Annotated in this window: 11 protein-coding genes; 2 read left to right on the forward strand and 9 right to left on the reverse strand. The window is 42.7% G+C overall.

Going from position 1 to position 12,116, the window contains the following annotated elements; genetic code table 11:
- Window positions 1-297: 297 nt before the first annotated feature.
- Window positions 298-1,272, forward strand: coding sequence for a DUF1853 family protein (locus tag ACT3SX_RS10550; protein WP_192992348.1), 975 nt, complete (start codon window positions 298-300; stop codon window positions 1,270-1,272).
- 43 nt (window positions 1,273-1,315) lie between these two features.
- Here the strand turns inward: ACT3SX_RS10550 and ACT3SX_RS10555 are convergent, their stop codons facing one another.
- From ACT3SX_RS10555 to ACT3SX_RS10595, 9 genes are all read right to left on the reverse strand, one after another.
- Window positions 1,316-1,846 carry a DUF2726 domain-containing protein gene (locus ACT3SX_RS10555; protein ID WP_192992349.1) on the reverse strand — a complete coding sequence of 177 codons (531 nt, stop codon included), beginning with the start codon at window positions 1,844-1,846 and terminating at the stop codon, window positions 1,316-1,318.
- A 333-nt stretch (window positions 1,847-2,179) separates the two neighbouring features.
- A complete protein-coding gene (locus tag ACT3SX_RS10560) occupies window positions 2,180-3,394 on the reverse strand; it encodes an SPOR and LysM peptidoglycan-binding domain-containing protein (protein ID WP_442069861.1) in 1,215 nt (404 codons plus the stop codon).
- A 265-nt stretch (window positions 3,395-3,659) separates the two neighbouring features.
- Complete coding sequence (locus ACT3SX_RS10565; RefSeq protein WP_192992350.1) at window positions 3,660-5,045, reverse strand: bifunctional folylpolyglutamate synthase/dihydrofolate synthase; 1,386 nt, start codon at window positions 5,043-5,045, stop codon at window positions 3,660-3,662.
- Between the two features lie 194 nt (window positions 5,046-5,239).
- On the reverse strand, window positions 5,240-6,148 hold the full coding sequence (accD, locus tag ACT3SX_RS10570; protein ID WP_192992357.1) for an acetyl-CoA carboxylase, carboxyltransferase subunit beta: 909 nt from the start codon (window positions 6,146-6,148) through the stop codon (window positions 5,240-5,242).
- Between the two features lie 346 nt (window positions 6,149-6,494).
- Window positions 6,495-7,319 carry a tryptophan synthase subunit alpha gene (gene trpA, locus ACT3SX_RS10575; RefSeq protein WP_192992351.1) on the reverse strand — a complete coding sequence of 275 codons (825 nt, stop codon included), beginning with the start codon at window positions 7,317-7,319 and terminating at the stop codon, window positions 6,495-6,497.
- Between the two features lie 76 nt (window positions 7,320-7,395).
- Window positions 7,396-7,947 carry an NADAR family protein gene (locus ACT3SX_RS10580; RefSeq protein WP_192992352.1) on the reverse strand — a complete coding sequence of 184 codons (552 nt, stop codon included), beginning with the start codon at window positions 7,945-7,947 and terminating at the stop codon, window positions 7,396-7,398.
- Between the two features lie 46 nt (window positions 7,948-7,993).
- Entirely contained in the window at window positions 7,994-8,671 is a 678-nt protein-coding gene (locus ACT3SX_RS10585) for a hypothetical protein (protein WP_192992353.1), read from the reverse strand.
- Between the two features lie 69 nt (window positions 8,672-8,740).
- Window positions 8,741-10,015: a tryptophan synthase subunit beta gene (trpB, locus tag ACT3SX_RS10590; RefSeq protein WP_192992354.1), complete on the reverse strand. Its 1,275-nt coding sequence runs from the start codon at window positions 10,013-10,015 to the stop codon at window positions 8,741-8,743.
- An 86-nt stretch (window positions 10,016-10,101) separates the two neighbouring features.
- Entirely contained in the window at window positions 10,102-10,785 is a 684-nt protein-coding gene (locus ACT3SX_RS10595; RefSeq protein WP_192992355.1) for a phosphoribosylanthranilate isomerase, read from the reverse strand.
- Window positions 10,786-10,986: 201 nt separating this feature from the next.
- On the opposite strand from ACT3SX_RS10595, the gene ACT3SX_RS10600 reads away from it, so the two are divergent.
- The coding region (locus tag ACT3SX_RS10600; RefSeq protein ID WP_444518511.1) for a deoxyribodipyrimidine photo-lyase at window positions 10,987-12,116 on the forward strand (1,130 nt) is incomplete at its 3' end.

The raw sequence follows: 12,116 nt of genomic DNA on the forward strand, positions 1-12,116 counted from the left end.
GATAAAACCGCAAAACATGAAATGCTAAAAAGTAATTAGAATTAGGTTTCTTATAGTTTTAAATACTTAGCTAAGTTAGCTCCTTCCATAAAGAACCCACTGTATAAACTGTCATCTAATATTAGATAACATTTGGCAAAATCATGTCTAAACTTTGATGTCACTAAAGCCTCTAGCGTAGAGCTAATAGAAGAGTCTGTCTTTTTAGAACATTACCCTAGCCGATACTTGTCATCTATAGACTTTTATAGAGCAAGACGTTAGGGTAAATGATACACCTTTACACTGGTTTATCTTATGTCCGAGCCTATCGCTCAGTCCAACTCTACCCACCTTATAGATAACACTCCTTGGGAGCGTTACCGCCGACCTTATGTGCGTGATTTGGCTTATGTACTGGCGTGTCCTAATGTCTTGACGCATTGGCTAGACTTTGCACCGCATGAGAACACACATGCTGTTTCAGTACATAACGCTAGCTTTTGGCAGTCGCAGTTTGAGGCGTATGAACAACGATTAATGGAGCTAGACACCACCACTGACTATCAAGCACTGACTCGCTACTTACTCAAGCGCCCAAGCCCCAATCGACTAGGGTTTCACTTTGAAGGGTTGGTGTCATTTTGGTTAGAAGATGGGTTTGCGCGCAAGCTGCATCCGTATGAGACACTGGCTAATAATGTGCAGCTCTATAATGGCAAACAGACCACTGGTGAGCTAGATTTAATCTTATACAATCATGCAGAGCAGCTGGTCGAGCATTGGGAACTAGCCATCAAGTTCTTTATGGGCTCCGCGCCGTTCGAGCCTATAAACTGGGTAGGAATCAACTCTAAAGACAATCTACAGCGCAAGATGACCCACATGCAGACTAAGCAGTTTCGAGCGGTGTGGGTGGATACGGAAAACCATGGACACGTTAAAATCGATAAGCGTTATGGCGTTATAAAAGGACGATTCTTTGTACCATTGAATACACATAACTTTAGCTATCCTAGCTGGCTAGCATCTAACTTTCCGCTACATGAATGGTGTGATAAAAATGATCCAGCTACCCTAGCTACAATCAATATGGCGACATTGCGAGCCGCACATTATATTGAGTGGTTTACCAAGCGTAGCTTTTATGATGAGCGCAATGTTTATGATCGACATAATGTTTATGATAAACAGCAGCCACCAGTAGTTTGTACTGGTGACACACCGCTCGCATCAGGGCTGTACTTTGCAGGTGATAGACCAATCGTTATCTATACGAGACAGCACAACTAATGGTAAGGGTTTTTATAAAATCATCCTCACCTAATCAGCACTCTCAATAATTCTCAATCACTTGCATCAGCTCATACCTCAACATATCAGCACTCGGTATCCGCTCCGCATGAAATCGCACCATCGCAATCCCTGCACTGGCTAAAGCTTTGTCTTTCTTATCATCAGCCTTTTGACGCGCTTTACTCGTGTGGGTCCAATCATCAAGCTCGATAGCAACCAGTGTGGTCTGAGCATCAATATCTACGATTACATAATCGACGCTTTGACGGCAGATACGGTTGAACCAAAAGCTACGCTCAGAGGTCTCGGTACTATTAGCTTCAATAATTCGTGATAGCTGAACTTGGACAAATATGTGATATTCAGGCAGCGCATTGCTTAATTTTTTAAAAAATATTACCTCAGTATCTGTCATGATTGGCATCGGTGCAAATGGCCAAATAGCCAAATCATCGCCGCGTACAGGCTTGGGATCAGGCTCACTACTTTGACGTTTTGACAATAACTTGGGTAACGTAATCAGCCCTAAAAACCCAACGGCCAATATTAAAAATACAACGCCAAATGACATGGTTTTACCTTATACAATATGAGAGTGACTGGCTAAAGTGATAACTTTGCTATTTTATAAAAGCCATTTACGGACAGTCACGGCAGGTCAACCTTTTTAGGCTGACAGGTTATAAAGAAAGAAAATCGGTGCTTATCGTAACCAAGCTTTTGCCAATCGGCAAACGGTAAAGCAAAAAACACGACATCAGATGTCGTGTTTTAATCATAGAAATAGTTAGATAAGAGAGTCCAAACAAACTTAAGCGTGTTGAGCTTGCGTAAATAGGCAGTACCATGATCGAAGGATCAAACACGCTCCGGTTAAAACGCTACATATTACTTAGGCAATAGGCTAGCGCCAGAATAACACCCAAGCACCTGTTGTATCGACCTTAGGGTCGCTATTAATTTTATCTTTTAGGGCCAAAGCTGCAATTTTACCACGCTCAGGACCAACGATAACTCGGACACCGCGACTGGTACGACTGGTTTTAACTTGATAGCCTGCTGCTTGGAATTTTTTTGCCAAATCATCCGCTCTGGCTTGATCGTCTGCCAAGGCTACCTGCACACCAAAATTGCCTTTTGCATCAGTTTCTTTCACTTGCTGACGAGCTTCACTGAGTTTTTGCTGCGCTTCACGTTTAGCCTCAGCTGACTTCTTAGCTAACGCTTCTTCTTTTTTACGTTTTTCTTCACGTGCTTTTTCAGCTGCTGCCGCTTCACGCTCTAAACGTTGTATTTGAAGGCGTGATGGAATCGTTATACTTTGCCCCAACTGTAACGATGATGACGGTGAGATATCATTGGCTTGAGCCAAGACTTCTACTGGTATGTTGTATTGTCTTGCAAGCTTAATAAGTCCATCGCCTCTTTTCACTTGATATTCAATAGGGGATTTTGGTGGCTCTTTTTTAGCCGCTTCGGCAGCTTCTTTTTTCTTCTTCTCCTCTGCTAATGCTTTGGCTTTAGCTTCGGCCTCAGCTTTCTTTTTAGCATCTGCTTGTTTCTTGGCTTCAGCCTGTTTCTTTAGCTCCGCTTCTTTTTTGCTCTCTGCTAATTTTTTAGCAACGGCTTGTTCTTTAATCTCAGCCTCTCTCTTTGCTTCTTGAGCTGCTTCTTGCTGTTCACTCTCAGTCGGCTTATTATCAGTACGAGGCTGAACAGTCAGAAAATCAGTAATATTTTGTGCCGTTTCTGAGTCGTCACTATCATTACTAATAGGTGCACTATTAGCCAGATACTGCTGGCTTTCTGCGCGTGCTTTAGCCAGTGCTTCTGCCTCAGCCGCCTCTTGTTCTGTCAAAAACTGCTGCGCACGCTTTTCTTGCTCTGCGACACGGGCTGCGCGCTCTTTTTGTTTTTGTGCCAAGATACGTTTTTCTGTCTCGATATCTGTGGTCAACGGCTGTGCCGATGCGTTCTCAGTACTTGGTTCATCTATCATCGCTGATACTGGTGCGGGTTCACTATTACTATCACCAATCTGTTGCACCATAGCGTATAGCATCACGCTACCGCCTATAATCATCCCAATGCCCAATAAGGCTTGTCTCGAAAAGTTCATCCGTTTACGTCTCTTAGTTGGTAATAAGGTTGATTGAGCGGCATCGCTACTCTCTCAAATTATATTATTAATAGCATTAGGGCGTGTTTTCAATTCAATCGACAGCCATCTAAATGGACTAAAAAAGACTGAATTTTGCCACCAATTATGTCAATCAACTTTCAAACTATAGTTATAATGTAAAAAGTACTTTGATTATAAAGCATATTTTTCATGCTGTCTGCCATCACATAATGGTTAGGATTAACATTACATCACGATTTTTTTATCTTAAGCCATTGTCGTCCAATGCAACCAATGCCTCTCCAATCGTATGAAAAGAACCACAAACCACAATTAAATCCTGTGACTGACTGGTAGCTATTACCGCATCAGTCGCTTGCTGCAGACGATCCAAGCTGTGTATCTTAGCGCCATCAACATAGTTCAATAAAACACCCTGTAAATGCTCCGTACTCGCTGCCCGAGGATAATCAATCTCAGCGATAAACCACTCACTAATAGGCAAGCCTGCTTCAGTCAAACGCTGTACAACTTTTTCGACGTCCTTATCAGCCAACATAGAAAACAGCATTTTAATGGTAGCAGGTGCATCACTGGCTTGGTCATTTTGATTTGAGGTATCAAATGTGCTTTGATTTGCCAAATGCTGCTGCCAAAGTGGTAATAGCTGTGTCAATAAAAACTCAACACCTTGTTCATTGTGCGCCACATCAAACAGCCAGTGACGATTATGGCTCTCACGATAATCAAAACGACCTGCTAACTTGACTGATTGCAGTGCTTGCTCGATAGCATGAGTATCGATATTCAGCGAACTTGCCAATACCGCGGACAAGGCATTGGCAGTATTAATCAACGACAATGCTGGACGCGGTAGCTGCATGCTGACTGCCGCATTGCTATATTGCCACGTCGTTGCATCAATGACACGATAGCTAAAATCTTTCTCTACTTGATAACAGTTTGCCTGATGCTTATCAATAGCCTGTTTTACACTATTGGGCATCTCCGCAGTACCATAAATTAAGCTAATATCATCACGTAAAATACCTGCTTTTTCTGCGCCGATATCTTCTACGTTGTCACCCAACCAGTCGACATGATCAATACCAATATTGGTAATTACCGCCATATCAGGATCAATGATATTGACCACATCTAAGCGACCACCTAACCCAATTTCCAATACCCATACATCACAATCTGCCTCAGAAAATATGAGTAGTGCCGCCAGTGTTGTCATCTCAAAAAATGATAACGTTAAGCCACACTTTAATCGTGCAGTTTCTACTTTACCAAAAGCATCAATTAAGGTTTGATCACTAACCATCTCACCATTGATACGCACCCGCTCATTAAAAGCACTCAAATGTGGTGATTGATACAGTGCAGTCTTATAACCTGCGGCTTGACACATTTGTGCGATGACAGCGGTCGTTGAGCCTTTACCATTGGTGCCTGCTACCGTAAATACATAAGCATCATCTTTGGCCGACTGTACCACGCCTAATGCCTCAGCCACTGGCAAAACACGTGATAAACCCATATCTATCGCCGACACGTGTATCTGCTGCATGTAATCGAGCCACTCCGTCAAACTGGCTGTGTCTTTGGGACTACACGGACTAGAATCTAGAGAATCGGACATGGTTCAAACCTATATAAAATATTATAAAAAATAAAGACAGTATATTCGCTAACTAAAACCAAAAATAGCATTTACCGTTATATGACGATAAATGCTATTAGAAATTTTTGAGTATTGTAGAAATATTAACACATGATACTAGGCAGTTATAAACCCAATTACCTACTCATTTGAAACCAAGCGTCCACTGTGTGCTACGCACTCATATTAGGCACCTGGCTTAGTTTCGCTAACAGACGATAAATGGTATCAATCAGTTGATGACGATGCACCACCTCATCTACTACGCCGTGCTCTAACAAAAACTCAGCACGTTGGAACGGTTCTTCTAACGTTTCACGTACGGTTTGTTCAATCACGCGCTTGCCCGCAAAACCAATCATTGCTTTTGGTTCCGCTAAGTGAATATCCCCAATCATAGCCAAAGATGCCGTTACACCACCATAAACAGGATTGGTCAAGACAACGATATACGGAATACCAGCAATTCTCAAGCGCTCAATCGCAGCTGCGGTTCGTGCCATTTGCATCAAAGACAACAGACCTTCTTGCATACGCGCACCGCCTGAAGCAGCAAAGCACACTAAAGGCACTTTATCTTCTAACGCTTTTTCGGCAGCTTGGACAAAACGATCACCAACGACTGAGCCCATAGATCCACCCATAAAGCGGAAATCAAAGGCACAAGTCACCACATCGAGGTTACGTAGCTTGCCATACAACACAATCAGCGCCTCAGACTCACCTGTTTTTTCTTGCGCTTCTGCCATACGCTTTGGATACGGCTTACTGTCCACAAAACTGAGCGGATCTTTGGCAACAAACTCTTGCCCCAGCTCGCCATTTACTTGATCAAGCAACCAGTTTAGACGCTCACGAGCACTCATCGGTAAATGATGATCACAATGTGGGCACACATAGCAATTAAAAATTAACGATGTATTGGTAATCATCGAATGACAGCTACTACACTTGGTCGAAGGTTCTGTCTCTACTGCACTCAATGGCGCTGTCAATTGTTGCTTAACGCCTGGTATCGGACGGTTAAACCACGATGCTCCAGATGTGTTGGTTTTTGTCTCAGCATTATTAGAAGTAGTCATATCAGGTTTTGTTATCGTATCAGTCATATTATTCGCCATTATCAAAGGCTTATCGACAAGTTGGCTCATTCACTTGTCCCTAAGAGTAAATTTAAAAGTCACATATAGTCATAACATGAGCAGTTATAAGGCACACTTACGCGCAACTGTAACAATTTATGTATGGGGTTAGTTTACACACGTAAACTAACTTTAGCAAAGTCATTTATTAGTGTCTTTATAAACATTGTTATTTATCCATACAGCTGTTTATAAATACTGTGACTCGCAATGCAATGAAAACCTGAATGATGACAACTTAAATTATTTTAACTTAGGCTTGGCTTACCCTTCACTTATGCTCGGCTTAAGCACTCAAGCTGTCCAGTGCAGCGCGTAGCTCATCCATTTTAGCCATTATTTTCTGCTGAGCAGCTGCAACCGCTGCTGTATCATTGGCATCGATATCAGCAAAGTTCTGTACCAGTGCACTACCTACAATAACACCATCCGCATGCGTGCCAATCGCCTTGGCAGAGGCACCATCACGGATACCAAAGCCCACACATACTGGCAAATCTGTCTCAGCTTTAATCGCTTGGACTTGAGTCGCAACAGAGTCAGTATCGAGCGTGGCCGAACCAGTAACGCCCTTCAGTGATACATAATAAATATAACCGCCACAATGGGTCAATACCTGCTCACGGCGCTCCGGTAAAGTCGTTGGTGATAATAAGAAAATCTCATTCATCGAATGATCGGTCAGATGCTGCGTGAAGCTACCCGCCTCTGCTGGTGGCAAATCAACCATCAATATACCGTCAACGCCTGACTGCTCACATAGCGCCACAAAATTATCATAACCAATGATTTCAACTGGATTGAGATAACCCATCAGAATAATTGGCGTCTGCGTGTCTGTTTGACGAAACTCTTCGACCATTTTTAATGCATCACGAGTGCTCGTGCCTGCTGCTAGTGCACGCTCGCCTGCTAACGCAACGGTTGGACCATCGGCCATTGGATCAGAGAACGGCAAACCGACTTCGATCATATCAGCGCCGTGCTTCACTAAATCGTGTAGCAAGCCGACTGTCGTGGTCGGATTAGGGTCGCCCGCCATTGCATAAGGAATCAGGGCTTTTTTGTTTTGTGATTTTAACGTTGCAAAAGTGCTTTCAATTCTGGTCATAGTGGTCTCTAAAATGTTTTTGGATTTTTAATATTAACAATTCAATCATTCAATAATATAAAGTTGCTATCATCTCTTAGTCGTTCAGTTTATCTCGTACCGTCATCAGGGCAAAACCAAGTAAGTTTAGGCCATGCCATTTCTCTGGGTTTGAAATACGCTCATCGTCTGCTGCTAATCCTACGCCCCAAACTTTGTCACAAGGACTGGCCTCAACCAATACTCTATTACCAGTATTTAGTAAGTATTGACCAAGTGCTTCATGCTGACCAAACTTTGCTAAATTGGCATCTATCACGATATTGAAACGATAGTTTTGCCAAATAGTTTCATCAAAACCAATCACCTTACGCCCCAAGTCTTTGGCTTGCTTTGGATGACCCGCATTAATAATTTTGTCAAAACTGTCATGATCATTAAATAACAATGCCTTTTGTGCCATCATATAATGCTCGGCTGTGCGATAGCTCACATTATCAATCGTAAAAGGTGATTGCCACCATTGGCTAAAGCAGCTCTTATCAATAGAACCATCTGCACGTGGTTGATGCCCCCAAAAGTAAATATACTTCAAACGCTTTTTGGAACGATATTGCTTAATAAGGCTGTCTAAATTATAAGTTGGCACCGTTAATCCTTTAGTGGTTTAACTTTATTATTAAAACTGTCATATTCTACTCGCATCCAACATTACTTGAGGTTAAATGGTCATAGTTATTGTTAAGGATCTCATTAAGTAACTTAGCGACCTGCTTTCTATCAATTCGATACTGCTTACCTGACTGCTCTTGAAGCATATAAGTATCGAGAGGCGATTTTAGTAACGCTTGATACGCATTAGTATTCTCGTAGTTTTCACTACCTGACACTTTAGCAAAAAACAAAATACCCATATCCGAATCATGAGCGTTATAAATAATTTTATAAACGTCATCAAGATTTATTTTGTATTCAGCTGTACTGTTACAAGCAAGCACCGTAATATCATGAGTATTAACGAATAACATAGGTGTCGAACACCATTTCAGCTTATCAGCTAGCTTTTCTCTTGGTAAGTTAGCACCTATATTTTTAATAAACTTATAATACGCTGCGACCCAATACCAGACTATATAAATGACAAAATAGATGGTTAAGAGGTTCATTACATTTGAGTCAATAAAGAAAAATGATAGCGTATAAAGTGCTATAAAAACCATAGCGTATGAGAATGACGATCTTATGGCTTCCACAAAAAAACTGGTTTGATAGAACCGAACGCTATCCTCAGGTAAAATCGAACCAATCGTAAAAGGTAAAGTGATTGCTGAATCATCTAAAACTTTTTTAAGTGTATATAAATTAGCAACCACTATCCTTTACTCACCTTAAGAACAATACAATGTCTTTAAACAGTATCCTTAACATGAACACTGTCGATTTTACATCTCAATCCCTTCTGCCTTCATCACTGAATGCAGATCCTTGTCACCGCGACCTGACATATTGACGATAATCGTTTGATCAGGCGCCATGGTCTTAGCCAGTTTAAGCGCATAAGCAATAGCATGAGAGGTCTCAAGTGCAGGGATAATACCTTCTTTACGCGTGGCTTCATGGAATCCTGCCAGCGCTTCTTTATCCGTACAGCCGACATACTCCACGCGCTTCATATCTTTTAAGAAGCTGTGCTCAGGACCTACACCAGGATAATCGAGTCCGGCTGAGATAGAATGGGTTTCTTGAATTTGACCATCGTCATCTGCCATCAGATAAGTACGATTACCATGCAGTACACCGATACGACCAGCAGCCAGTGGTGCTGAATGACGACCTGTTTCGATACCATCACCTGTCGCCTCGACGCCATACATTTTGACATCAGTATCGTTTAGGAAGTCAAAGAACAGACCAATGGCATTTGAACCACCACCGACACAAGCAACTAGTGCATCAGGCAATTTACCTGTTTTTTCGAGATGTTGAATACGTGCTTCTTTTCCGATAATCGCTTGAAAATCACGAACCAATAACGGATAAGGATGTGGACCTGCGACCGTGCCAATGATGTAATACGTGCTATCTACATTGGTCACCCAGTCACGCATGGCTTCGTTCATCGCGTCTTTGAGCGTACGTGAGCCAGAGGTCACTGGTACAACCGTTGCACCCAGCAAACGCATACGATAGACGTTCATCTTTTGACGCTCGACATCATCCGCACCCATATAAACGATACACTCTAGTCCCAAACGGGCAGCAATCGTTGCAGTCGCTACACCGTGCTGTCCTGCACCAGTTTCAGCGATGATACGTTTCTTGCCGCACATTTTGGCAAGCAGTGCCTGACCGATGGTGTTATTAACTTTATGTGCGCCAGTATGGTTCAAATCTTCACGTTTGAAGTAAATCTGAGCACCACCAATCTCATCACTCAATCGCTTGGCATGATATAGCGGTGTGGGGCGACCGACATAATTGACCAAATCATTGTGGTACTCTTCCCAGAATGCAGGGTCTGCTTTGACTTTGGTATATAGCGTCTCTAGCTCTTCTAGCGCAGCCATCAGCGTTTCAGAGACAAAACGACCACCGTGTACACCGAAGTGCCCGCGAGCATCAGGGTATTGATTAAAGTCATTTACGTCTGCTGGATTGGTAAACGTATTGACAGATTGTGCGGTGGCAGATGGGTTTTTATTATCGACATGACTCATGGTAATTCCTACTGTAATAAGTGGTATTTTTTAGAATAAATAAGAAAGAAATAGGGTAAGTAACAAGTTATAGAGCGGGTTGTAAACTAGCTACTTGTGTTCGAAGGTTCGCTAGGCGTCGCATTTTGCCATCGGTCGCGTTTTACCGCTTTCATAAATGCTTTCATCTTGGCGGCATCTTTTTTACCTTTATCAGCTTCAATACCGCCACTGACATCAACTGCATAGATAGGCAGCTCTAAAGTCATAGCGATATTGTCGGCATCCAGTCCACCCGCTAAGATAATCGGTAGCGAGCTGTCCTCTGGTATCAAACTCCAATCAAAACGCGCACCAGTACCACCATATTTATGCTGGTGGTAAGCATCTAATAAGATACTACTCGCCCCTGCTGCTGCAAATTCGTCAATCTGAGCGCTGACGCTAGCAGTACTATCTGTATCGGCATTAATACGCAACGCTTTAATCCAGCGTTTATTGACTGCACTCGCCAGCTGCTGGCACTGCTCAGGGCTCTCATCACCGTGGAACTGTATGATGTCAAACGGCACAGTGTCTGCCAGCTCAATCAATTCATCCTGCGGCATATTGACCACCAATGCCACCACATTGATAAAGGCTGGTAGCGCTGCTATCAAGGTCTGTGCTTGCGCAGGCGTGACAGCACGAGGACTGGGCGGATAAAACACCAAACCGACCGCATCAACACCCAACTGTGTCGCAGTCTGTATATCACTAAGCTGGGTAAAACCGCAGAACTTGACGTGCATTTCGTGACCTTGCATTTCATGATACTAAATATGACACCAATTATAACGGTATCAAACAAGTAAAAACCAAAGACAAATCGTGAGATATGGTGAGGTTTTGTTACTCAAACAGTAAAGCCATTGCATCCAAAAACTTATCCTAGCATACTTTTATTCATAGTTTTGTTTATGATTACGAATGATTAATATAGGAATACTTGAATGTCTAAGACTGCGTCGAAAACGGCTAACAAAACAGACAACAACGACAGTAGTAATAATAGTAGTAACGATAAAGCCAATCGCGTCAGTCCGCCACATTATTTGATGTGGTTTCGTCGTGACCTGCGCGTTCATGATAATACCGCCTTAGCAGCGCTTTGTGAACAAGCAAATGCAGATAATGCACTCGTTAGTGCCATATTTTTTCTCACGCCTGAGCAATGGCAAACGCATGATATGTCGCTTACACAGCTTGATCTTATCGCTCGTACATTACCTGCCCTCGCAAAAGCTCTAAAGTCGCAATTGAACATCACTTTAACAGTACAGGTTTGTCCGAATTTTTCGGACTGTATTGACGCACTACTCGATATCTGTGATAACAACGCTATCAGTACGCTCATGGCCAATCATGAATATGAAGGCAATGAGATCGATCGTGATGAACAATTAACCAAGCAATTAGCAAAGAACGATATCGAGTTTGTACGCTGGCATGATCAGTGCATCTTGCCACCGAAAACCATCACAACCAACGATGGCGACAGCATGTACCAAGTGTTTACCCCGTTTTATAAAAAATGGCGACACACCTTGGAGGTGAGCGATATACAAATGCATGAAGCAGTCGCTATCAGTGATAGTAACCATACTGAGTTAAAGCTGGCAAAAGACCACGCAAAAACGTTAAAAGAGATAAAAAGTCTTGGCACAAAAACTGTCAAAGACTATCAAAAGCAGCTAGAAATCAATGCGTCAAATAATCATGCCGATATGGAGGCGCAACTCAAACATACTCGTGATGCTTATCTGGCTGGTGAAACTGCCGCTTGCCAGCAGTTAGAAGCGTTTGTCGATGCAGACATCAATAACTATGATGTAAGCCGCGATGTACCTAGCTTGCATGCGACCAGTCAATTATCGGCTTACCTCACGATTGGCGCGATCAGCCCTAGACTGTGCTACCTACAGGCAAATAAAGCTCAAGAAAAACTGCACGGTAACGATAGCGACAACAACGACATCAATCGCTGGATAAGTGAGCTGGCATGGCGCGACTTCTATCGTCATGTCTTGGACTATAAGCCAGAGCTGATTCGTCATCAGGCGTATAAGCATGAGACTGACAT

The sequence above is a fragment of the Psychrobacter sp. AOP31-B2-9 genome (assembly GCF_052378005.1).
In the GTDB taxonomy this organism is placed as follows: Bacteria; Pseudomonadota; Gammaproteobacteria; order Pseudomonadales; family Moraxellaceae; genus Psychrobacter.